Annotated in this window: 17 protein-coding genes and 3 pseudogenes; 8 read left to right on the top strand and 12 right to left on the bottom strand. The window is 36.1% G+C overall.

Annotated elements, in window-relative coordinates:
* Nucleotides 1-31: 31 nt before the first annotated feature.
* Both H1P_RS39865 and H1P_RS37495 read left to right on the top strand, forming a co-directional pair.
* A pseudogene (locus H1P_RS39865) lies at nucleotides 32-350 on the top strand (DNA cytosine methyltransferase); the annotation flags it as partial.
* A gap of 42 nt (nucleotides 351-392) precedes the next feature.
* Nucleotides 393-1,736 (top strand): HpaII family restriction endonuclease, encoded by a 1,344-nt coding sequence (locus tag H1P_RS37495; RefSeq protein ID WP_425461537.1) that lies wholly within the window; start codon nucleotides 393-395, stop codon nucleotides 1,734-1,736.
* A gap of 128 nt (nucleotides 1,737-1,864) precedes the next feature.
* Here the strand turns inward: H1P_RS37495 and H1P_RS16195 are convergent, their stop codons facing one another.
* Nucleotides 1,865-2,116, bottom strand: coding sequence for a hypothetical protein (locus H1P_RS16195; RefSeq protein ID WP_144869121.1), 252 nt, complete (start codon nucleotides 2,114-2,116; stop codon nucleotides 1,865-1,867).
* A 194-nt stretch (nucleotides 2,117-2,310) separates the two neighbouring features.
* Between H1P_RS16195 and H1P_RS16190 the strand changes: the two genes are divergently transcribed.
* Nucleotides 2,311-2,505: a hypothetical protein gene (locus tag H1P_RS16190; protein ID WP_144869118.1), complete on the top strand. Its 195-nt coding sequence runs from the start codon at nucleotides 2,311-2,313 to the stop codon at nucleotides 2,503-2,505.
* A 43-nt stretch (nucleotides 2,506-2,548) separates the two neighbouring features.
* On the opposite strand, the gene H1P_RS16185 is transcribed toward H1P_RS16190, so the two are convergent.
* From H1P_RS16185 to H1P_RS16135, 10 genes and pseudogenes are all read right to left on the bottom strand, one after another.
* Complete coding sequence (locus H1P_RS16185; protein WP_144869115.1) at nucleotides 2,549-3,481, bottom strand: transposase; 933 nt, start codon at nucleotides 3,479-3,481, stop codon at nucleotides 2,549-2,551.
* Between the two features lie 282 nt (nucleotides 3,482-3,763).
* Complete coding sequence (locus H1P_RS16180; RefSeq protein ID WP_144869112.1) at nucleotides 3,764-6,889, bottom strand: DEAD/DEAH box helicase; 3,126 nt, start codon at nucleotides 6,887-6,889, stop codon at nucleotides 3,764-3,766.
* An 89-nt stretch (nucleotides 6,890-6,978) separates the two neighbouring features.
* Complete coding sequence (locus H1P_RS16175) at nucleotides 6,979-7,263, bottom strand: type II toxin-antitoxin system PemK/MazF family toxin (RefSeq protein WP_144869109.1); 285 nt, start codon at nucleotides 7,261-7,263, stop codon at nucleotides 6,979-6,981.
* Between the two features lie 302 nt (nucleotides 7,264-7,565).
* Nucleotides 7,566-8,116, bottom strand: a pseudogene (gene darG, locus H1P_RS16165) (type II toxin-antitoxin system antitoxin DNA ADP-ribosyl glycohydrolase DarG); the annotation flags it as partial.
* A 70-nt stretch (nucleotides 8,117-8,186) separates the two neighbouring features.
* Nucleotides 8,187-8,816 carry a Uma2 family endonuclease gene (locus H1P_RS16160; protein ID WP_144869102.1) on the bottom strand — a complete coding sequence of 210 codons (630 nt, stop codon included), beginning with the start codon at nucleotides 8,814-8,816 and terminating at the stop codon, nucleotides 8,187-8,189.
* An 85-nt stretch (nucleotides 8,817-8,901) separates the two neighbouring features.
* Nucleotides 8,902-9,270, bottom strand: coding sequence for a hypothetical protein (locus tag H1P_RS16155; RefSeq protein WP_144869099.1), 369 nt, complete (start codon nucleotides 9,268-9,270; stop codon nucleotides 8,902-8,904).
* 203 nt (nucleotides 9,271-9,473) lie between these two features.
* Nucleotides 9,474-10,394: an amino acid ABC transporter substrate-binding protein gene (locus tag H1P_RS16150; RefSeq protein WP_144869124.1), complete on the bottom strand. Its 921-nt coding sequence runs from the start codon at nucleotides 10,392-10,394 to the stop codon at nucleotides 9,474-9,476.
* A gap of 126 nt (nucleotides 10,395-10,520) precedes the next feature.
* Entirely contained in the window at nucleotides 10,521-11,093 is a 573-nt protein-coding gene (locus tag H1P_RS16145) for a PIN domain-containing protein (RefSeq protein WP_144869096.1), read from the bottom strand.
* 3 nt (nucleotides 11,094-11,096) lie between these two features.
* Nucleotides 11,097-11,567 (bottom strand): helix-turn-helix domain-containing protein, encoded by a 471-nt coding sequence (locus tag H1P_RS16140; RefSeq protein ID WP_144869093.1) that lies wholly within the window; start codon nucleotides 11,565-11,567, stop codon nucleotides 11,097-11,099.
* Between the two features lie 272 nt (nucleotides 11,568-11,839).
* Complete coding sequence (locus H1P_RS16135; RefSeq protein ID WP_144869090.1) at nucleotides 11,840-13,315, bottom strand: efflux RND transporter periplasmic adaptor subunit; 1,476 nt, start codon at nucleotides 13,313-13,315, stop codon at nucleotides 11,840-11,842.
* 155 nt (nucleotides 13,316-13,470) lie between these two features.
* On the opposite strand from H1P_RS16135, the gene H1P_RS16130 reads away from it, so the two are divergent.
* Nucleotides 13,471-16,686, top strand: a complete 3,216-nt coding sequence (locus H1P_RS16130) for an efflux RND transporter permease subunit (protein WP_144869087.1) — start codon at nucleotides 13,471-13,473, stop codon at nucleotides 16,684-16,686.
* A gap of 354 nt (nucleotides 16,687-17,040) precedes the next feature.
* Here the strand turns inward: H1P_RS16130 and H1P_RS16125 are convergent, their stop codons facing one another.
* Nucleotides 17,041-17,388 carry a helix-turn-helix domain-containing protein gene (locus tag H1P_RS16125; RefSeq protein ID WP_246141731.1) on the bottom strand — a complete coding sequence of 116 codons (348 nt, stop codon included), beginning with the start codon at nucleotides 17,386-17,388 and terminating at the stop codon, nucleotides 17,041-17,043.
* A gap of 219 nt (nucleotides 17,389-17,607) precedes the next feature.
* On the opposite strand from H1P_RS16125, the pseudogene H1P_RS16120 reads away from it, so the two are divergent.
* The 4 genes and pseudogenes from H1P_RS16120 to H1P_RS16105 form a co-directional block, all read left to right on the top strand.
* Nucleotides 17,608-17,880: pseudogene (locus H1P_RS16120) on the top strand (right-handed parallel beta-helix repeat-containing protein); the annotation flags it as partial.
* A 228-nt stretch (nucleotides 17,881-18,108) separates the two neighbouring features.
* Nucleotides 18,109-20,013 carry a right-handed parallel beta-helix repeat-containing protein gene (locus H1P_RS16115; RefSeq protein ID WP_144869080.1) on the top strand — a complete coding sequence of 635 codons (1,905 nt, stop codon included), beginning with the start codon at nucleotides 18,109-18,111 and terminating at the stop codon, nucleotides 20,011-20,013.
* A gap of 276 nt (nucleotides 20,014-20,289) precedes the next feature.
* On the top strand, nucleotides 20,290-22,092 hold the full coding sequence (locus H1P_RS16110; RefSeq protein WP_144869077.1) for an aspartate kinase: 1,803 nt from the start codon (nucleotides 20,290-20,292) through the stop codon (nucleotides 22,090-22,092).
* Nucleotides 22,093-22,235: 143 nt separating this feature from the next.
* Nucleotides 22,236-23,111 carry a sulfotransferase family protein gene (locus H1P_RS16105; RefSeq protein ID WP_186375995.1) on the top strand — a complete coding sequence of 292 codons (876 nt, stop codon included), beginning with the start codon at nucleotides 22,236-22,238 and terminating at the stop codon, nucleotides 23,109-23,111.
* Nucleotides 23,112-23,275 lie beyond the last annotated feature (164 nt).

Genomic DNA, 23,275 nt, shown 5'->3' with positions numbered 1-23,275 from the left:
AGTTCCTTCTGATATTCCAGATCATGATATATTGTGTGCGGGTTTCCCCTGTCAACCTTTTTCCCAAGCAGGTTATAAAAAAGGTTTTAATGATGGTGACAAATCTGAAAGAGGTAATTTATTTTTTGTATTGTAGATATTTTAGAGGCAAAAAACCATCAGCCTATATTATTGAAAATGTTAGACATCTTCTAAAACATGATAACGGACGTACTTTTAAAATTATCTGTGAGCATTTAGAAAGTGTTGGTTACACTGTTAATTACAAAATTCTTAAAGCTTCGGAATACGGTTTACCACAACATCGTCCAAGAATTTTTATTGTCGGATTTAATAAAGAACTTATAGATACTTTTTGGGCTTTTAATTTTCCATTACCAATCCCTTTAAAAATGACTATGAGCGATGTTTGGGAAGGTAATTGTAGTAGAGATATTGGTTTTACATTGCGGGTTGGAGGAAGAAGATCGCCTATAGATGATCGTCGAAATTGGGACGGTTATTTAGTTGATGGGGAAGTAGTTCGTATAAAGCCAGAACAAGGCATAAAAATGATGGGATTTCCTAATAATTTTCAATTTCCAGTTTCTAACACTGAAGCAATGAAACAATTAGGAAACAGTGTTTGTGTTGATGTGGTTTATCATGTTGCTGGACAAGTAAAAGAATATTTAGAAAATAACACGATAAAGAAAGCAAATAAGGAGAGACAATTGAAAGGTCGTTTGAATAAAGGAGAATGGAGTGAATTTTATGCATTTATGCGATTGCTTTTAGACAAATATTTATCCTTTGGAAACAAAGAAGGAAATCCCCTTAATGAATATGTAGTGGTTTTTAAAATCAAACATAATAAAGCAGACATTGAGTACCTTAAAAATAATGGTCAGGTTGAAATTAGAGATCTACTTGGTACAAAAATCAAAACATTGACGGTAAAAGAGCTTATAGAGCAAATAAGCATAGAAGAAATTTATCAAACAATAGAAAGCTCAAAAGGTAGTTCTTTTGTTATGCCTAAAGTACAAGAATATTTTGAACTACTAAAAATAAACTCTTTTAAAGGCTCTTCTTACAGTAAGGGTGATATAAATATTTCATTTAATCATGATGGAATACAATATTCGTCTCAAAATGTTGATATTAAATCAGATATTGGGTCTTTACCTACATTGTTAAATGCTTCCTCTGCTACTAATTTTATTTTTAGAATTAATAATTTCAATGCAGATATTGATGCGATTAATGATATCAAAACAAAATATAAAATTCGAGATCGTTTATTACGTATACGTGAATTAAATTCTACTCTTGAATTTGTCAAATGCGAAAAGGAAGTTCATAGCAATAACCTCAAGAAAGTTGATTCTCTAATGCCAGAAATTTTGGCTAAGATGCTTACTAAATATTATAGTGGAGAAGGAGCTAAAATAACCGATCTAGTAACCAATGAAAACGAAATTTGTCGTGTAAAAGATTATTTAAAAGCTGTACTATTAGGAATGTTCCCTAGTAAAAACTGGGATGGTAATTATACAGCAAACGGTAGTATCTTAGTTAGAAAACAAGGAGACTTAGTACTTTATCATGTGATTAAAGATAATATTTTGAAAGATTATTTATTTTATAATACAAAATTAGATACTCCATCATCTACAAGACATAGATTTGGAAACTTATATAAAGAAAAAAATCAAACCTTTATCAAGCTTAATTTACAAATTAGATTTATTTGAATAATAATTTTTCTGCTTGTTTAATTACATCGTCTTTGTCAGCAGATTCAATGTTACCTACCTGCTCACAAAATTGTTTATAATCAGCTATCTTTGCATTTAAAATATTTAATTCTTCCAAATTGCGATCAGGCGAAGCCTGCCACTTCGTGATCGCGTTCATCTTGAGCTTTTTTTGCTTCTTGAATTAAATCAGCTAATTGAGCTTGTAATTCTAGATTTTCTTTTAATAACTCGCTTTGTTGCTTTCGATCTTTTTTGAAATTCTTTTTATAATCAGCAACTTTTTTCTTAGTAGATTTAATTTCTTTTCTAACATTAAAAATAGTTAACTCTACTTTTTTGATTTCTTGAGTAATAGTATCGATATTTTGAGACATTTATCATTAGATATTAAATAACTAACTACATAATATGAGCATCTTTTGGAAGGTAATATGATTTGGATCACTAAAGAAACTGATAGAGATTTTGTGTTTTTTGCGATCGCTATTATTTTGCTCGGATTAAAAAAACGATCTACATAAAATGATCGAAAACAACATATCTAAAAGAAAATAGCTCGATCTGAACAATGAAAGACATAATTGCTAAATTTTTAGAACGAGATATAGAGCCTTTTGATGATTATTTATATGGCGAAAGTTTTCGATGTAGTGTTTATCTAACAGATGGTACATATCTGCCTTGTGTGATATTACGCAAAAGTACCAAAATAGTAGTCCCCATCTCTTGGATAAATAAGACGACTGTGGGGTCTGACCGCTAACACAACCTACATTAGCATTTAATTTTTGTTTAATAAACAGTCTCTAAGAACGACGGAAAGCAAAGTTAAATCCTCTGACTAAACTACCGCGAATTTGATCCACAATTAAATTCCAGAGATAGCCATAATTTTGAAATTTACGTAGTAATAGTATTTCTGCAAAGACATAAAATCGGCGAGATTTTTTATATTCAGGGGGATTTTCTTCAATTCTAATTTGTTCTGGTTGAGGTAATAAATGACCGATAATTTTACCTTTTTTAAAAAATTTTGCTTGAATAAATAAACCTAAAAGACGATCTAAACACCAAAAAGGAACATATTTTACTGGTCCAAAAATTTTCATAGTTTCTAGAATATCTTGCAGAGTTGGTTGCAATAATTCGTTCTTCCAAATCTTTTTGTCAAAGTTTTCCGTATGGATACCATGATGGTCTTTTCTAGTTCTAAAAAAGCAGCCAAAATCAAATTTAGTATCTAGAGGTGCAATGGGTATTTCTAATAAACAATTTCCTGCGTTATAGGATAAGTTTGTCTCTTGCTTTTTATCTTCAGACATGGGACAAATAGGCATTGACTTTAGTTGTGAAAAATCTGCCCAAGGTTTGTCTAAGCTAGATTTATCTCCAAACTTAAAATTATTTCTGCTTAGTCTGACTACCCAAGAATCAGGAAATGCAGCGAAATAATCAGTTGCTATTTGAACGATATCAGGAGTTAAATATTCATCACAATTAACAGTTAAAAGATATTTTCCCGATGCATTAAGCATCCCTGTCATTCTTTGAATAATTTCTCCACGAAAAGAGCTATTTATTTGTTGTAAACGTTCATCTACTTTGGGGTGCTTTTTCATCCCTGGAGGATGAACTAAGATAAACTCGACATCTCCCTTAATTTTTACTAACTCATTCAGCCAATGTTCAGCAAAGCCTTCTCTGGTAGGAACAACAATCGATAGTATCGGTTGAGACATGAGGGTGTATCCAAAGTAACTAAACATCCACTCTAATTTTATATTTGCTTCTGGGGTAAGTCCACTTTTAAGGGATGAGGGGTGAGGGGTGAGGGATGAGGGATAAGGAAGCAGAGGAAGCAGGGGTGCAGAGGCGCGGAGGAGGAACAAATTCGAGACCCCGCGTTATGCGGAGCGGTATCCTTTAGGGCGGCGTAAGACCCTAAAGGACTTCCTTCGGTCGCGCAAGGGAATGCTCGAATTAGAGCCACCAGCCACGAACAACCAACAACTAACCACTAACTAATCAGTTTCGTCTATAATGCGATCGCGATCTAATAATAATAAACTACGAAGACGATCTGTATCCATTCTGGTTAACCATTGTTCTCCAGCATCTACAGTTTGTTCTGCTAGTTCTTTTTTGCTTTCGATAATGTCATTTATTTTTTCTTCTAACGTACCGCTACAGACAAATTTATGAACTTGAACGTTACGTTTTTGACCGATACGAAAGGCTCTATCTGTGGCTTGATTTTCCACTGCGGGGTTCCACCAACGATCTACATGAAAGACGTGATTTGCTTTGGTTAAATTAAGTCCCGTCCCGCCAGCTTTTAGGGAGAGTATAAATATTTTAGGCCCATTAGGATCGTTTTGAAAGCGATCGATCATTTCTTGTCTTTGAGCGCGTTTGGTTGCACCATATAAGAAAATTACTTCTGTTTTGAGAGTTGTTTGTAAATAGAGTTTTAACAGTTTTCCCCATTCTGAAAATTGCGTAAAAATTAAGGCTCTGTCGTTTTCTTCTAATACTACTTCCAGCATTTCTGATAAACGCATTAATTTACCCGAACGACTACCAAAATCGGGAGAAAGTTTGATTGATTTTTGATTTTTACTATCTTTGAGTTCGGGATGGTTACATAGTTGCTTGAGACGCATTAGCAATGTTAGTACTAAGCCATGACGTTGTATACCTTCTGCGTTATCAATTTTTTCCATAGACTCATCGACTAACTTTTGATAAATTTCGGCTTGTTCTGTTGTCAGTCCACAAAAGACATTCATCTCTTGTTTTTCTGGTAAATCTTGAATAATATTAGTATCAGTTTTTAGACGACGTAAGATAAAGGGACGTACTAAAGAACGTAAAATATTTAAAGATTGCTTGTCTCCATATTTTTCTATTGGTAAAGCAAATCTTTTTTGAAAAAATGTCTTTGTTCCTAAAAAACCAGGATTGAGAAAATCAAGAATTGACCATAACTCACTTAAGCGATTTTCTACAGGTGTTCCTGTTAAAGCTATCCGAAAACCTGTGGGAATTTCTCTGACTGATTGTGATTGTTTTGCAGAGGGATTTTTAATATTTTGGGCTTCGTCTAGTACTATGCCTTCCCAATCTACTTGTTGAAATGTTTTAAGATCGCGATACACTAAAGAATAGCTGGTAATTACTAAATGTTTTTTATTGACTTCCTTAACAAATGTTTTCCCTTTTTTTCTGCGATCGCCATAATGAATTACTGTAGATAAAGTAGGAGCAAATTTTTGTACTTCTCGTTCCCAATTATTCAATACTGAAGTGGGACAAACTACTAAAGTAGGTTTATTTAGTTTGTTGTTATTATGTAAATTTAAGACAAAAGCTGTTAGCTGAATGGTTTTACCGAGTCCCATATCGTCTGCTAAACAAGCTCCTAAACTCCATTTTTCCAAAAATGATAACCAGCCGACACCACGAGATTGATAGGGTCTTAATGTGCCTTTTAAATCTTTAATATTAGTAATCGGTTCGACACCTTTATTATCAGTTAAATTATTAATTAACTCTTCTAAAATTCCTTTAGCTGCAAATTTTACTACAGGAAGTTTTGCTAAGGTTTTAGTGTCTCCTGTGGCGATACGTAACGCATCTTCTACCGACAAGCTCATCTCTTCATTGGATTTATTTAAAATAGCTTGGGCTGCTTTAACGTCTGCTGGTTGCAGGGCTAACCATTTACCATCTACTTCTACAATAGGAGATTGTTGAGCCAATAATTTCTCGAATTTAGCTTTAGAAAGAGTGGTATCACCGACAGCGATTTGTAATTTGTATTCGAGTAAACTTTGTAGGCTTAAACGAGTATCTTTTTTTTGTGTAACGCCCGCAGTAATTTGAATACCTAGCCGTTGTTCATTGTCTCCTGGAGCTAATCCAGGAGGTAAGATAATACCCAAACCATTATTTTGTAATTGCCATGCTATAGCGCGAATAAATTGGTAAACTTCAATGGGATTTAGTTCGCAACTAACAGGATTAGTTTCTTCTAAACTATTAGCAACTGGTTCGTATAATCTGGTAGCTAATCCTAAACCTTTTAAGAGTATTTCTTGAGGGTTTTCAATACTTCTACCTTGATAATCTAAAGTCTCACTACTACAACCCCAAATAGTTGTTGCATCAACTATAAAATCAGTATCATCTAATGCTTGTAAATAATATTGTAGCTGCCAATTTCCTTGTGCTGACTGTTTTTTGTCTTGTACTGGTGGTTCGAGAGCTAAAGCCAACCGATAACGATTTTGCGCTAAATTATTATTATCTTGACTAACTATGTATTCTTGTAGCGGTAATTGCCAATTATAAAGAGCATTTTGTAAACGTTGTAAATTCTTAGCATCAGTATCTATAATACTATCTGATTCAGAAAGCGATCGCAACCAGGGATTGACAGTAATATTATGAGCCGTTGCAGCAGTATAATCTAACCATTCTCGTACTTGAGCATCAAGAATATAAGTTAAAAAATCCAGTAGCAATTCTTGCTCTTGCAGATTTTCACTGTTATAAGCTAAACAACTCTCAGGCATTAATTGGCTAAATTTTGCTAGTCTAGTACGCTCTATTTCACTATCTAATAAAGGTTGCCAAATACCTTTAGTATTGTGTTCGGTAGCTGCAATTCCTGAGATAAATTTACCTTTAACAATTAAATCTAAAACCCAACGATAAAGCTGTGTCCAAAAAGAAAGTTCTGGTGCAATATAGTCTGCTTGATTTAAAGGTAATTGAGATAAAAATTTAATAGCTTCTTGAGGGGTTAAAGCTATTCCTGTAACTTGCCAATTTTGTAACTGTAGTTTTTTAATATCTTTGGTTTCCAGAGAAGTTAAACTCTGAGAAAATACTGGTACTAATGGTTGATTCTTTCTGGTTTTAATACTAGGAATTGTAATTGTAATATCTTTCTCTTCTGCTGTAAAACTTAAATTATATTCTTGCAAAAAAGCAGTTAATTCTGTCCTTCCTAAACAAAACGAGTTAGTTACAATTTCTGTTGTTTCATCAGTGAATTTGAGATTAACCAATGAAAGCCAGGTTTCTCCCCAAATAAAGAAAATATTACTTTCAGAAATCCAACTACCATGAATAATTGACATAATTTAAACTATCTATGTTGGCTATTTGCTCGTTCTATATTATTGCTATAATTAACAAACTCAGAAGTTATTTGAGCTAATCTAAAATGTCATTTTAAAGCAGAATTAACTGATTTGATTAATTTCAGATTTAATTTACTTATTTTTTCGCTATTGATGCGTTGTTGAGAAATTGTTCTAATTTGTTGCGCTTGTACTGGAGACTCTTTTTGTAAACCAATATAATTATTCTGTAGCAAAACTTCAATCATGTAAATACGCTGTAAATTTGAAGTTAAAGGAATAATTGTTACCACATCAGCAGTACGATTATTAGATAGCTTGTAACCCACAGTAAGATCGAGATTAATATCATAAATCTCACCACGTTTAATTAGCTAATCTATCAAACATAGTAACATTTTATAACAATTTATTGTTCTTTAATGGGATTTTGCGATCGCTAAAAAACTTTTTAGGAAACCAGTCAACGTTAACTTTAAGTTCTAATGAATTCAATCTGACTAATATTACTGGAATTGAAAATTTGATTGCAGTTGTTCCGAGTTTGAATTGTCAACCTATTTTAATAATAAGTTATGACTTAGCCAGAGCAATTATGAATGGAATAGAAGCTCGCGCTCGCAAAGGACAATACCATACTGAACGTTTTCTATTTAATTCTGCCAGCTACTTAACCTGGAATTTCAGATATTTCTAACAACCGAATAAATAAAGCACGAGCAAGAGTCATCTTTGGTTTTTTGGTAGCGACTTTGTCCGATCTTCTACTGGTGAGTCTCCTGGCTCAAAAATTACTACTTGAATATCTGGTAATTCAACAAAAGCATTAACAATCATAGACTTGACTTGCGCCCAGTTTAATCCACCGTTACCGCATCCAAGGGGAGGAACGGCGATAAATTTGATGTCAAATTGTTTTACTGATTCAACTAAAGCTTTTAATCCAGATTCAATATCTTCTATTTTTGATTTTCCTCTCCAATGACGTTTGGTAGGAAAGTTAATAATGTATTTGGGGAATAGTTTGTCTGTAGAGGTGGTAAACATCTGCCCTGGTTGAACTTTTTTCGCACCACAGGCTTTTTTATATTGCTTGAAGTTTTCAGGAAATGCTTGTTTGAATTGCAAAGCAATACCTTTACCCATCACGCCAACACAGTTAACCGCATTGACGAGAGCTTCGGTATTTTCTTTCAAGAGGTTACCTTGCTTATATTCAATTATTTTCATTGAAAACATTACAATAGGGAATAAATCTAGACAAAAAATCTGATTGCTTTTTCTAAAACTATATCTACAACAAAAGTTGACTAAATTCTCTTAAAGCTATACTAGAACCAACTTCCCAAGCTCGATTAACATATTGAGGAATAATTTGTTTAACTGAAAAATCAGGAAAATTTTTACTTTTATCTGTTGCTAAATAAATATTATCTTTAAATTGATATATATTCAATTCACTTTTTTTATAAATCCAAACTTCAGGAATAGCTAAAGGGATATAGTCTTCAATGCGAGTAAAAGAAGTTACATCAATTTCTATCGCTAAATCTGGTGGTGGCTCGATGCCCATATCTAGCTTGCGTTTCCCCAATATTGCCTGATAATTGTCAATATAAAAACAAGCATCAGGTTCTAATCCCGCTTCTTTGCCATGCCTTAAAGTTATAGGATGAAAGCTATCCCAATCTCGATTTTGATGGCGTAGTAATGCTTTTACGATATCTGCAATAATATCTATTTCTTTGCCATGTTCTGGTAGGGGACTCATCAGTAAAATATGATTGTCTCGAAAACGAATACGGGGAATAGCACGATCTCCTAATTGAGCTAAAATCTGTTCGTAATCAGCTAAAGTCCCAGGAAAATGTAGCAGTGTTCCAGGGGGTAGATCGATTTTGTCTGGGGTGATAGTAGGCAACATTGACTTCAATCTAAACTTCAATGTTAAAGAGTATGCTATCCATCATAGTCCGTCTGATTCAAACTAACTTAGTTATTGGAATCGATTAAGCTAAAAAACAATGATTAATTAATTTGTCGCATCTCAAATTAACCAGATAATCTATCAATTCATCTTCCCAAGTAATTTGATGAGAAACAACGGAAAATGTGCCTGTCTTATAATTAGTATCAGGAACATCTTTTAATTGTTCGAGATAGTTTAAATTATCGATTATCCAAATTGCTGCATCCAATGGATTATCAAACCAGACAATTTCTTTAGGCTTGCCTTCTTCCATACTTTCGTAAGTTAGATTAATTGCTGCCTCTGCTTTTTTTTTATTAACAGGAGAAGTATCAAAAGGAACTTTAATCCACTCATCTCTAATTACAGACATTAGTAATTCTTGTTCGTAAGTCAAGCTTTTAGTCATAATCAATAGTAAAAAATTGATGAAATACCAAAGACAAAAAAAGTGAAGTATATCACTGTTTAGTTTACGGAAAGTTTGTATATAGAGATGAAAGAAATCGCATTTTTCACTCAAATATTATATCGAGTAAGTAGGTAGGTACAATTAAATATAAGATACGAATACTCTCGACAAATATTATTTGAAACTACCATAATCTATAATTACTGTGGAGATATTTCTTCTTTAAAATCAACAATAAGTTGCATATTTTCTAACATCAAATCTCGTAAATCTCTAGTCAAAGAAACTTTACCTCGATCGCCAAACCAGTTATCAAATAAGATTACAGATGTTTGTTTCCCCTCAAGAAAACCTTGCATAAAACGAACTAAAGCATAGTTGATATTATTAAGAAATAGCGAATTATTTTCAGGAATCATACAGGCAATGCCTTCTTGAGAATAATAACCAGCAATTGCAAAATTTTCAGCATTGCTAATATTTTGTAACCAACTGTTAAGTAAAATATCGTCATCAGCAAAAGCATCAATAATTCCTTTTTCTAAAGCAGAACGACCTTCATTACGATCTTGAACATAAACTATTTGTGCGTTTGGTTCAGCCCGTTTTATAGCTAATTCATTGGTTGTTCCTGGTAAGACACCAATTTTTTTATTAGTTAAAGATTGAGAAACAGTTGCATAATCACTTTGCTTAACTAATAGTCTTGTTCCTGTAATTCCGTAGCTAACAGAAAAATCAATTTTTCGATCTCTTTCCCAAGTAAAACTACTCGCATCGCAAACAATATCCACATCATTACTAATCAATTGAGGAATTCTTGCTTGTGGTTCGAGAGCGACTAATCTTAATTGAATTTTGCGACCTAATTCTTGTTCTATTTGTTGTTGAATTAGAGTTAGCATATCTACAGAATAGCCGACTAACTTACCTTGATTGTCAGCATAAGCAAAAGGAAATGCATCTTTACTTGTCCCTGCGGTTAAAACTCCTGTTCTGGATACTTTTTCCATCACTGTTTCTGCTACAGCAAGCTGTGTAGTTAAAACCGTACTCAAAATAGTAATACCAGACAACCATAGTCTTAATAATCTGCGATGCTTGAAGATATTCAATCTCATATTCATGCTTTACTATTATCGATTTACAGTTTTTGATTATGGGACGATTTTGCCTAATTTAAGGCAAAATAAACTAAATAAATTAAAGATTCTCAATTATTACTTATTTAAACAGAAAAACAAATTTTAACTTCCAAAAATTATTTTTTTTAGTAGAGAAGTTGTTACTGTTAATCCTTGTTTTTGGAGTATTACTAAATATTCATCAATAGATTTTGGAAAATTTTTCAAACGCTTACGGCAAGTTTCCGCAGCATTAGCAATCTGTAATGGATAAAGATCGATAAGATAGGCAATAAAAAGATCGGGATGCTGTGCTTCAATCTCGTATTTATTCAAAATAGAATTGGGAAAATCCTTCAAATTAAACGTAACAATAACATCCGCTTGTCCTTGAATTGCTGCTGCTAAAACGTGTCGATCATCTAAGTCGGGTAAATTTAAAGAAGGAATTATCCATTCATATCCTGTAACTAGACAATCACGAACGCTGCGATTCATTAAATCCTTAGTGCGTGTAAGCTGTCTTTGTATTATGTCTGGTCTATTTTTGAGAACATTACGCATCCATTCTTGATGAATTTCATCTGTCCAACGCGCTCGATATAAATCGCTTAAAGCAAGCTGCATCAATAAATCTCTTAGAGGTGCTGGATATAAAACACAGGCATCATAAATTACTGTAAAGTCAGAACCCATCTATCATTCATAACCCATGTTTAATTCTTGTGCTTGTGCTGCAAGTTCATCAAGTGCTTGCATTCTGTCACTATCAATCTGGGTTTTGTAATTCATTAAATCTTCAAAGCGAATCCTTCGATGACGACCTACTTTATGAAAAGGTATTTTTTGGGATTCTAGTAATTTGATTAAATATGGGCGAGAAACATTTAATATGTCTGCTGCTTCTTGAGTTGTTAATTCTGCATGAATTGGGATTAAAGTAACGGCGTTCCCTTGAGCCATCTGGGAAAGGATATCAATCAAAAGCTGATACGCAGTTGAAGGAATTTCTAGAATTTGTTCGCTTCCATCTTCTTCTATAACTTTAAGTGTTTGAGTCAAGTTACGATGTTTTAAATGAGAAGCCAAAATACGGCTACTTTCTTGAGAAAGGCTAATTTCAGACTCAGATGGAATATGAGGCTCACTTAACTGAGTAGTAGTTACCATAGTCAACACCTACAATTTGTCAGAGATTAATTAGTTTTAGAAGCTTATCAGTAATTGCTTCTACATACCCAGTTTAAAAGTTAAACGAAATAAACGCAACAATCGAAATAAACGAAAAAACTATTACGCTCTTGCTTACTTTACCCTATCCGACTTAAAACTATTCCCTGATAAAATGTTAATGATTATTGTTCACAAATATCTTCTAAGATTGAACAAGAATAACTATTTATTAGTTCTCTGAGAAATATAATCACTGACTAAAATAGCAATTAATAAGGAATAATTTCTACAGGTGCGCCATTTACGAGACGGTTTTTTCCTTCTGTGACTAACTTTTCTCCTGGCTTTACTCCTTCAAGAATTTCTCGTTTAGCTAATCCTTCAATTCCCTGTTGGATCGCTCTTTGTTCGACAATTCCTTCTGCTTCATTGACAACAAAAACATAGGTATGGCGATCGCGAAATATAAAGCTATTAAATGGTGCTACAATTGCTCGATCTTTCTCTTCGGTCGCTATCCAAGCAGATATTTGTTCTCCATCTTGAAGATTAGCAAAGCCTTCGTTAATGCGAATGGTAACTCGAACCGACCGCGCTCCAGGGGATACAGAGGGACTAACAGAAAATACCGTTCCTTCTGCACTAGCTAATTTGATTAAATCTTCTCCAGTAACACGTCCCGAATTAGCTTTTGAGCGATCTCGATCTAAAATAATCAAAGCTCTTTGTCCTGGTTTTACTTGCGCTCCTTGAAAAGCGGGTAACTCCACATTAACTTCAAACCGATTGGGATCGATAATAATAATGGGCAATCTTTCCACAATCCCCTGATAGTCACCAACTATATTAACTAATTGAGGTGTCCAGTATTCTCCTTCGCGAATATTGAGACGAGAAATAACACCATCAAAAGGGGCAATTAGTTCTGTATCCTCACTATCTACATTACTTTGAGAGAGTTTGGCATTTGCCGATTTTACTCCTGCTTCGGCAGTTTCTACTTGAGTTTGGGCAGCAGCTACTTGGGCTTGAGACGAACGCACCCCCGCTTCTGTCGCTCTCACCGCAGCTTGGGCATTTTTATACTCCGTCTCTTTAACATCTACTTGTCGCTGTTCTACTGCCCCTTCTAATGCTAGTTCCCGATACCTTTTTAAGTCTGCTTGGGCAAAGGCTTCATCGGTTTTGGCTTTCTCAAGATCGGCTTGTGTTTGTGCCAAAGACTCTTCTGCTTGTCTGAGGCTGGCAACTGTATTAAGAACTTGGTTTTTAGCTTCAATTTGTCCTGCTGCTGCTACGGTAATATCTGCATCGTATTTACGGCGATCTACTCTAGCTAACAATTCTCCTTTGCTTACCCGATCTCCCTCTCTTAAATCTCTGCCGTCTATTTTTTTTAAATAATCAATTGTGCCTTCTGCTTGAAAAGTGAGATGTTTTTTAGTTATGGCACTGACATAACCGTCACCATAGCTCCATGCTTGAATCGGTTCTAAATTGGCGGTAACAGTTTTTACTGTTAATCTTGCCTGTTCGATATTATCAGCCTCAGCTACTTCTACAGTTGATTGTTGCGGGCTAGAAATTGAACGCCAAATTGCAATCCCTCCCGCAAAAATAGCGATTGCACCTAACATTAATAACCACTTCGGTTTTTGAGGAGTAGTTTTTATAACCTGGGAATTATTTTCATTTTCCAGAAAATCAGATGCTTCTTCCAGATTTTTCTCTTGTTCGATAGCCATGCTAGAAAAATTGATTAAATAAAAATATCTTAAAGTTAACATCGAAATGACCCAATTTAAAATTAAATCAGTATAAATCAAAGTGGCTCAAATACTTGATGTAAGATATATTATTCCCACGCATCTTATCGCATTCGCCGATGCAGAAATAACTCATGAGTCAGCTACTACCTCCCCCAGATACAACTGAACCCAAGGAAAAACACGATGCACCCGATCCTATTAAAGCATCGCCTTTGGCACAGTTTTTCTTTCTCCAGACAGTATTTGCCATTCTGCTATCTTTATTGTTGATTGTGGGGGGCTTAATGGGTGCATCTACGATGGTGAAAGAAGGCGATCCTGATATTAATATTGCGATCGCAACTATCCAAACTAATTGGGGTGGTGCTGACCCCGAAACTATTGAAAATCAGGTTACAGATAAGATTGAGAAGGAATTAAAATCACTAAGGGGTTTAAAAGATTTAAGTAGTGCTTCTTTTGATGGTTCGTCACTGATTCAGGTGGAGTTTGAAGCCGAAGCCCCGATAGCGGAATCCATCTCTTTGGTTAGGGCGGAAGTAGACGAAGCTAAACCAGAGATTTCTGATGATGCAGATGAACCGAAGGTAGAGCAAATATCGACCCAAGATACTCCTGTATTAACCCTGGGTTTGTATGGGGAGCTTGATTTAGCAGTCTTGAGTAAAGCAGCCGAAGATATCGAAGATATTTTAGAAACTGTCCCTAATGTCCGCAAAGTAGATTTGAGTGGGAATCGGGAAGAGGTTATTCACGTTCAGCTTATGCCCTCCCGCATGACAACTATGGGAGTATCTGCAACCCAGGTAGCCAATGCCATTCAAAAGGGAAATCGAGATTTCCCTTGGGATCAGATTGAAAGTGACGAAATTGGCACACAGTTGCGCTATTACGGTAGATTTCGCAGTTTAGAGGATTTACGTAACTTGCCTGTAACTCGTTTAGGCGGTGAGACGGAAGGAAGAGTTGTCAGATTACAAGAAGTTGCAGAAGTTAGGCGAGATTTAGAAAGAGAGAAGAATCGGGCTTTTTTAAGTTCGGATCGAGGAGATTTTCAACCAGTTATTAATGTAGATCTAGTTAAAATTCCAGGTTCAGATACCATTAAAGTTATTGATGATTCCTTATCAGCGATCGCTACAGCTCAACAAAATCCGAGTATTTGGCCCTACGGGATGGAGTATCGAGTGATTAATACCGATGCTGATGAAATTAATAAAGATTTGCTCAATGTATTTAATAATGCTTGGCAAGGGGTTTTAGGGGTTTTTATTGTCCTCTTATTTGCCCTAACTTGGCGAGAGGCAATCATTGCTGGTTTATCGATTCCTTTGACTTTTTTAGGAACATTAGCAGTACTATTTTTATTCGGTTTCACCCTTAATAAAATGGTGCAAATCGGGATGATTCTGGCATTGGGGTTACTCGTAGATGTATTCATTCTGATGATGGAAGGAATGCACGACGGCATATTTGTCGAAGGGTTGAGTTTTAATCAGGCTGCCTTAAAAACTGTTAAAACCTATGCTGTCCCAGCTTTTTCTGGTCAACTAACTACTATTCTGGCATTAGCCCCCTTGATGGCAATTAGCGGGACAATGGGTAAATTTGTGCGCCTCATTCCCATTAGTGCCATTGTTTGTCTCTTACTTAGTTATATAATTGCCTTACTGGTGGATATTCCCCTATCTCGTTATTTATTGGGCAATATTAAAGCTAAAGATCAGAAAAGTAAGATCGATCGCCTGACGGAAAAGGCTTCTGAACAATTCCGTAATTGGAGTCTCGTCACTACCATCCGCAATAAAACTACAGCTAAGATATTTGCTTTTGGTGCGATCGCTTTATTTATCACTTCAACTATCCTAGTAGGGACTGTTCCTTCTAGTCTCTTCCCTAATGGTGATGGACGCAAGTTAAGTGTCAATATCGAATTACCTCCTACTACTACCCTCGATAGTTCTCAAAAAGTAGCTGATGAAATAGGAGAATTATTGCGGGAGAAAGACTATCTAGAAAGCGTCATTAAGTTAGTGGGACAAAGGAGTGGCTTAGTCCAAGAAAGTGGCATCAAACCCGATAGTGGTAATTATTTAGTGGGTTTTTCCGCTATTTTTACCCCAGAAGAAGACAGAGACCAGCTTTCTTTTGAATATATAGATGATTTACGGTCAGAATTAAATACAGCACTACGTCAGTATCCAGGAGCATCTCTAGTAGTTAATGCCCAATCTACAGGAGAAGGAGGTGACCCCATTGAAATTGAACTGGCGGGTACAGATATGGACGAGTTGCGCCGTATCTCTGGAGAAGTACAATTAGCCTTGAGACAAATTGATGGAGCAATCGATGTACGAGATGATTTAGGTGCATTACGACCAGATATTAAGTTGCGTCCCCGTCGCGAAGCCATGAACTTCTACGGTATCTCTGATGATGAGTTAGCCACCCAAGGACGCTATATGATGACCGATAATGATATCGGGGACTTTCCTATTGGTGGGGGAGAAGAAGATTTAGAAATTCGCCTCAGTACAATGTGGGCTTCCCGTGATGGAGGGATTGGCGGGCCCACTCGTCGCGATGAATTGTTAAGCATTCCTTTGTTTAATCAAGATGGAGAAACTATTGCAGGTAGTCAACTATTAGAAACAGAATTGGGTAATGCACCTTTATCGATCACTCATAAAGATGCCCAACGCACAGTTACAGTGTTAGCCAAAAATAAAGGTCGTACCGTAGGGGAAATTGTTGCCGATTTAGAACCCAAATTAGCTGAAATGAAAGGAAACTGGGGTCAAGGTTACGACTATAAATTTGCTGGAGAATTAGAAACCCAAGGGGAAACCTTTTCTTCTGCTGGACAAATGGCAATTGTTGCTCTCTTCCTAGTTTTTGCCGTATTAGTAATTCAATTTAGTTCTTTTACTCAACCTTTTATCATTATGTTAGCAATTCCCTTTGCCTTCATTGGTACATTTCTCGGCTTCTTCCTCTTACAAATCCCGATTTCTTTCCCTGCGGTAATTGGGATTATTGCTCTTACTGGCATTGTCGTTAATGATGCGATCGTCATGATCGAAACTATGAATACTCATCGAGCAAAAGGGATGAATGTGCGAGATGCAGCAGCCAGAGGCGCAGCCGATAGATTACGCCCGATCTTAACTACCAGTATTACTACTATTGTCGGTGTCATTCCCTTGGCATTGAGCGATCCGACTTGGTTTCCTTTAGCTAGTGCGATCGGTTTTGGTTTGGTTGCTTCTACTCTAATTGCTTTGTTAGTAATTCCCTGTTTGTATTTATTGTTGACTCCCAATAGATTGGTAGCAAGTTTTGAATAGGTGTTTCTATAGCAATGCCAAATAATGCCCTAGTAACGATAATTCTGTTTCTAAGTATCAAGGTAGAACTTTTGAACTGCGACAACATAAAAGTGTTGTGAATAGATTTGAAACCAAGAAAAATTGGAAGTATAGGTTTTCTGCAGTGCATTGGAAGTGTAAGCTTTCCGTCATGGAAAAGTTATGCTTCCAGTGACAAGAATCCAGACAGTATCTAAGTACCTAGACAAAATTAATTGTGTATTTGCTGCCAAAGTTTATTAGGATATCTTCTACAGCTTTAATCAAGGTAGAATAACTCTTCAAGAGCATCTATTTTTAGCCATTGATATTTAATAAATCGCCAGAATATTTCTATTTTTTACTTATTGTAATTTCCCCTTCTTTTTCTATTCTTTCTTGAACTTTTTCCCGATTTTTGGGAGTCTCTTTAACCCATTTTTTGATTTGTTGTTCTTGATTAACATTTAATATTTTTTTTCTCCCTCGTCCTGGATGATTATACAGTCCCGCAAATCTTGATGATTCCCAAGCATTAAACCAGTTATAAATTGTATTACGACTTACCTCAAATATTCTTATTAATTCTGCGCTCGAGTAACCCTGATAACTTAACTGAATACAGTGCGCTCTCTGTCTCACTTGATAATATTTACTGTTACGATAAATTCGTTTTAAAAGTTTTAATGTATCTTGAGTCAAATCACAAATGCATCTCATCGTAGTCTGGATTGGAAAATTTCTACAACACTAATATTAATTGCATCTATGACTAACTAATCTTTTCGCGATCGCTTTAGACCAGCACCGCTTACTGCTTAATTTTCAAATATACAATTAATTTTGTCTAAATTACTTAGGAATCATTGAAGACTGCGACATCTATCGCAATAGTTATTCAGGAGTGCTAATTCTAGCAGTAATCCCACGAGCCGTCAATGCCTTATCTATGATGGCAAACAAAACGGAATATTGATTACAGGAAAGGGATTAGGAATCATCGAAGACTGCGACATCTATCGCAATGCTTATTCAGGAGTGCTAATTAGTAACAGCAATCCTACTCTTAGTCGTTGTCACATCCATGATGGCAAACAAAACGGAATATCGATTCAAACATTAGGACAAGGAAGCATACAATACTGTCGCATCATTGGTAACAAGTTAAGCTTGAAAGCTAGTTGTCAAGAGTAATTTAGGAGAAGATTGGCAGAAAAACGGGGCATAACATCGCATTTTTTCTAAATTCGCCAATTCCATCGTGCAATAATGCATCTATAGCGTTTCTCCTAACAATACAGTACGAATTTAAACAAGCGTAAACAATCTCGAAAGCCTTATTCCCTGACTCCACGCCTGACATACTTCTGACAACCAAGAATTGTTATATAATTCTTAAAAGACAGAAAAGACTTTCAGGCAGTGATAAGTAGAAACTCATTCCCAGGAAAAACAGTCGTTGTTGCTAAATCGGACACTGCTGACTACAAAACGATTGGGGAAGCGATCGACAACGCCGAACCTGAAACTAGAATTTTAGTAAAGCCAGGGATATATAGGGAAAGTCTTGTTATTAATAAAACTCTAGAAATTTTAGGAGATGGGCAAGTCTCCAATATTGTTATTGAGAGTACTGACGCTAGCTGTATTCTGATGCACACAGAACAAGCCATAGTGCGAGGCTTAACTTTGCGAGGATGTAATGGAAAAAAAGGACATAAGTGTTTTGCTGTACAAATTTACCAAGGAAAATTAATCCTGGAAGATTGTGATATTACATCTGATTCCTATGGTTGCGTCTTAATTCATGGTCATACGGCAAATCCTTTGATTCTTCGATGCCAAATTCATGATGGAAAAAGCAATGGAATTCGGATTAAAGAAAACGGATTAGGGACAATCGAAGACTGCGATATCTTCGGCAATGCTCATCCAGGAGTCTACATCGCTACAGGTAGCAATCCTAATATCCGTCATTGTCGTATTTATGATGGCAAAAGTAACGGAATATCGATTGAAGCAAATAGTCAAGGAACTATCGAAGACTGCGAGATTTATGGCAATATCAATCCAGGAGTAAGTATTAATACAAGCAGCAATCCAGTTATACGCCGATGCCAAATTTATGATGGAAAAGGCTGTGGAATTCGGATTACAGAAAATAGTCAAGGAAAGATCGAAGACTGTAATATTTATAACAATGGTAATTATCCAGAACTAACGATTGAAACAAGTAGTAATCCAGTAATTCGGAACTGTTGTATTCATGATGGCAAAAGTAACGGAATTGGGATTACAGAAAAGGGATTAGGAACCATCGAAGACTGCGACATTTATGGTAATGCTTATCCAGGAGTGTATATCGATACAGGCAGCAATCCCACTATCCGCCAATGCCGTATCTATGATGGCAAACAAAGCGGAATATCGATCAAAGAAAAGGGATTAGGAACCATCGAAGACTGCGACATTTATGGCAACACTTATCCAGGAGTGAGTATCAATGGCAGCAATCCTACTATCCGTCAATGTCGTATCTATGATGGCAAAAGTTACGGAATTTGGATTAAAGAAAGTGGATTAGGAATCATCGAAGACTGTGACATCTACGGTAATACTAGAGTGGGAGTAAGTATTGATACATATAGCAATCCCACAATCCGTCAATGTCGTATTTATGATGGCAAACAAAGCGGAATATCGATTAAAGAACAGGGATTAGGAACTATCGAAGACTGCGATATCTATCGCAATACTAACGCAGGAGTGCTAATTAATAACAGTAATCCTACTATTCGTCGTTGTCACATCTATGATGGAAAACAAGAGGGGATCTCGATTCAAACATTAGGACAAGGGAGCATACAATACTGTCGCATTGAACGCCATCCTTCTCCAGGAATTAAAATCGAAAAGAGATGTCATCCAGTTTTTCGTCGCTGTACTCTCAAGACTAATCAACCATCCTATTTGGAACTTGCTGTTATATTAGGTCTTTCTATGGCTTTACCTATAGCTGTGGCTGGGGGTTGGGCAATTCCTCCAACTATAGCTGTCGTGTTAGCTGCGATCGCCATTGTAGCTTACAGGTTGCGTAAAAAAGGGTTTAGTCAAAAATTTATTCTTCTAGTTATATATCTCACAATGATATTGGGTCTTAATTCAGGAATTGCTTTTGTTTTTGGGTTCAATCTCTACGTTTTGTTAGCGTTATTGATAGCAGGTGGGATTTTGGCAATAATGATTTTTTATCCAGCTTTTGAGCAAGCCAAGCTGATGTCTAAGTATAATCTCACTAAACCTACTCGGAACAAGTTCATTGAGTAATAGCCAGTGTGACTTGATAGTATTTCTATAATCTTGTGAAGCCTTACTCGATAAAAAATTAATTAAAACTTAATGAAGTAGGTAAAATTTAACTGGTTTTTAATTTCAGGGACATAAACCGAGAATAAAGAGTTGGTCAAAGGCGGACACCATTCAACCAATTATTCAAACGACACAAATTCAACCCAGCAACTATCAAGAAACAACGCTGGTTACTGATTACTGTTAAATGATAAGATAGGCGGTGCTCTAGTGGGTTAGGGAATATACAGATAGATGGCGTTAGTAATTCAAAAATATGGCGGGACTTCTGTTGGGACAGTAGAAAGAATTAAAGCAGTAGCCCAAAGAATTTATCAGACAGTACAGCAAGGCAATAGCTTAGTAGTGGTAGTGTCTGCGATGGGGAAAAGCACCGATACTCTAGTAAATTTAGCGCAACAAATTACGAACAACCCTTCCCGTCGTGAAATGGATATGTTGCTCTCTACTGGAGAACAAGTATCTATTGCTCTTCTCAGTATGGCGTTACAAGAATTAGGACAACCCGCAGTTTCACTGACAGGGGCGCAAGTAGGTATCGTTACAGAAGCAGCCTATTCTCGCGCCAGAATTTTACAGATTAAAACAGATCGCTTACAAAAACATCTAGATCGAGGAGAAGTTGTTGTTGTTGCAGGTTTTCAAGGTATTAGCAGTCGAGCAGAATTAGAAATTACTACCCTCGGAAGAGGAGGCTCGGATACCTCTGCGGTAGCTTTAGCAGCTTCTTTGAAAGCTAATCGTTGCGAAATTTATACTGATGTTCCTGGTATTTTAACTACCGATCCTCGTATCGTATCAGAAGCTCAATTAATGGATGAAATTACCGCTAATGAGATGCTGGAATTAGCTAGTTTGGGGGCTAGTGTGTTGCATCCCAGGGCGGTAGAAATTGCTCGTAATTTTGGAATGCCTTTGGTTGTGCTGTCTAGTTGGAGCGATGCACCAGGTACTAGGGTAACATCTCCCGAACCCAAACCACGATCGCTAGAAGGCTTAGAATTAGCTAAAGCAGTGGATGGGGTAGAGGTGGATACCGATCAAGCAAAAGTAGCCCTCTTACGGATTCCTGATTGTCCAGGGGTAGCTGCTAAACTATTTGGGGAAATTTCTAACCAAGGTATAGATGTCGATTTAATTATTCAGTCAGTTCATGAATCCAATACCAACGATATTGCGTATACAGTAGTAGAGAAAGCTTTATCAAAAGCAGAAGCTATTAGTCAAGCCATAGCACCCATTCTCGGTAATAGTAGCAGTACAGATGCAGAAGTGATGGTTGACAGCCAGATTGCGAAAGTAGCCATTTCAGGAGCGGGTATCATTGGTCGTCCTGGTATTGCAGCAAAGATGTTTCAAAGCTTGTCTGACGCTGGTATTAACATTCAAATGATCTCCACCTCAGAAGTCAAGGTAAGCTGCGTTATTAACCGTGCTGATTGCGATCGCGCTTCGCAAATTCTTTGTGAGGCGTTTGCTATCGATAGTTCTTCTTTTCCTAACGCTTCTCGAATTGTTAACGCGGATACTCCTGCTGTCCGAAGTGTGGCTCTAGATGTTCATAAAGCCCGTGTTGCAGTGATTCATGTACCCGATAGACCAGGAAAAGCAGCCCAGATTTTTAGTACATTAGCCGAACATAATGTTAGTGTAAACACCATTATTCAATCGCAACGTTGTCGTGTAATTAATGATGTTCCCACCCGCGATATTGCCTTTACTGTGTCACAAGGAGATGCGGAAGTTGCTAAAAGTGCTATTGGTCAATTAGCAGCCGAGATTGGCTACGAATCAATTATTCTTGATAAGGCGATCGCAAAAGTAAGTGTAGTTGGCTCAGGAATGTTAGGACAACCAGGTGTAGCAGCGAAACTTTTTAGAGCTTTAGCGAAGGAAAATATTAATATTCAAATGATTTCTACTTCTGAAATTAAAATTAGCTGTGTCATCGCCGAAGCTGATGGCATCAAAGCCTTACAAATAGTTCACGATGCCTTTGATTTAGGAGGAGAGGAACAAATTAAAGTTGGTTGTTAACACCTAATAAAAACCAACTAAGAACAACTAACCGTTAACCACCAACCACTATCCCCCAATATTTTTCTTTCCTGATTTCTCAACTTAATAGCTTTTACAAAAGTTCGTGTTTAAATAGAAGAGCAATTAGCTGCATGAGATTTATGGCACGTCAGAATCAATCTAATAATCTGTTAAATGTCCTAAAACCGTTAGAAGGAGTAATTAAAGGAAATCTCACTGTTGAACAAAAAAATATTCTGAGAGATGCTGTAAACCTAAGAGTATTTTCCCCTGCTTTATCAGATAATTTAATCTTAATTTTAGGCTGTCAGCGTAGCGGAACTACTTTAGCACTGTTAATGCTACAAGCTCATCCTCAGATTCAAGGAATTGATGAAACAGAGTTTCCTTCCCCTTTTCCTTTTCCTTCTTCGATCGCTTTATATTCCCATCAACTACAAAAAAAATCGATTTGTTTGAAGTTACCAGAACATATTTTTAACGTCGAGTATATTGCGCGTCATTTTCCTAAAGTTAAAATTCTTTGGATTGTTCGTAATCCTTACAGCACTATATCTTCAATGTCTGCACTAAAAAACACCCAAGGTAGCTGGATTAAACGCTGTGGCGCAACAGAATTAAGACGATTCATTCCCTTTTTCCCTGAAATCAAGCAGCTAGATTTTGATAGTTTAGATGAAATTTCTCTAGGTGCTATGGTATGGAAATATAAAAATCAAGCCTTAGAAATTTATCAAGAAAAAGGACTCCAAGTATTTAACTTTCGGTATGAAGATTTAATCGATAATTCTCAAAATATGATGTCAGATATTCTAAAATTTCTCGATTTACCCTGGAGCGATCGTGTTTTAGAATATTATAAATTTCATCAACCAAATAAAACTTATCCTGGTAACACCAAAGGAGATCGAGCGATCGATTCTTCTCGTAAATCTTCTAAACCTAAACTAACAGAATCAGAACAAAATACTATTAGATCGATTGCGGAAGATTTGATTATTCAATATGGATATTAAATTTTAGAAAGCGTATTGTATTGAGTCTATAAAATTTATTTGCGTTAAGGTTTTGATAGGTATTTAGGGTTTGCTGAATAACTTGACAACCTTGAGCAAATAAAGGTTACAAGGATTTTGGGCGCAGCAAAAAGTTAAGTAAAAATGGCGAAAAACCCCTAAAA

Origin of the sequence: Hyella patelloides LEGE 07179 (genome assembly GCF_900659865.1) — a bacterium.
Classification (GTDB): Bacteria; Cyanobacteriota; Cyanobacteriia; order Cyanobacteriales; family Xenococcaceae; genus Hyella; species Hyella patelloides.
This window is presented reverse-complemented; position numbering and strand designations above follow the sequence as displayed.

Excerpts from the sequence above, each read along its gene's own strand:
- H1P_RS16110 (WP_144869077.1), top strand. The coding sequence starts at position 20,290 with ATGGCGTTAGTAATTCAAAAATATGGCGGGACTTCTGTTGGGACAGTA.
- H1P_RS16140 (WP_144869093.1), bottom strand. The coding sequence starts at position 11,567 with ATGGTAACTACTACTCAGTTAAGTGAGCCTCATATTCCATCTGAGTCT.
- H1P_RS16160 (WP_144869102.1), bottom strand. The coding sequence starts at position 8,816 with ATGTTGCCTACTATCACCCCAGACAAAATCGATCTACCCCCTGGAACA.
- H1P_RS37495 (WP_425461537.1), top strand. The coding sequence starts at position 393 with ATGACTATGAGCGATGTTTGGGAAGGTAATTGTAGTAGAGATATTGGT.
- H1P_RS16145 (WP_144869096.1), bottom strand. The coding sequence starts at position 11,093 with ATGGGTTCTGACTTTACAGTAATTTATGATGCCTGTGTTTTATATCCA.
- H1P_RS16185 (WP_144869115.1), bottom strand. The coding sequence starts at position 3,481 with ATGTCTCAACCGATACTATCGATTGTTGTTCCTACCAGAGAAGGCTTT.
- H1P_RS16150 (WP_144869124.1), bottom strand. The coding sequence starts at position 10,394 with ATGAGATTGAATATCTTCAAGCATCGCAGATTATTAAGACTATGGTTG.
- H1P_RS16130 (WP_144869087.1), top strand. The coding sequence starts at position 13,471 with ATGAGTCAGCTACTACCTCCCCCAGATACAACTGAACCCAAGGAAAAA.
- H1P_RS16180 (WP_144869112.1), bottom strand. The coding sequence starts at position 6,889 with ATGTCAATTATTCATGGTAGTTGGATTTCTGAAAGTAATATTTTCTTT.
- H1P_RS16190 (WP_144869118.1), top strand. The coding sequence starts at position 2,311 with ATGAAAGACATAATTGCTAAATTTTTAGAACGAGATATAGAGCCTTTT.
- H1P_RS16105 (WP_186375995.1), top strand. The coding sequence starts at position 22,236 with ATGGCACGTCAGAATCAATCTAATAATCTGTTAAATGTCCTAAAACCG.
- H1P_RS16195 (WP_144869121.1), bottom strand. The coding sequence starts at position 2,116 with ATGTCTCAAAATATCGATACTATTACTCAAGAAATCAAAAAAGTAGAG.
- H1P_RS16135 (WP_144869090.1), bottom strand. The coding sequence starts at position 13,315 with ATGGCTATCGAACAAGAGAAAAATCTGGAAGAAGCATCTGATTTTCTG.
- H1P_RS16155 (WP_144869099.1), bottom strand. The coding sequence starts at position 9,270 with ATGACTAAAAGCTTGACTTACGAACAAGAATTACTAATGTCTGTAATT.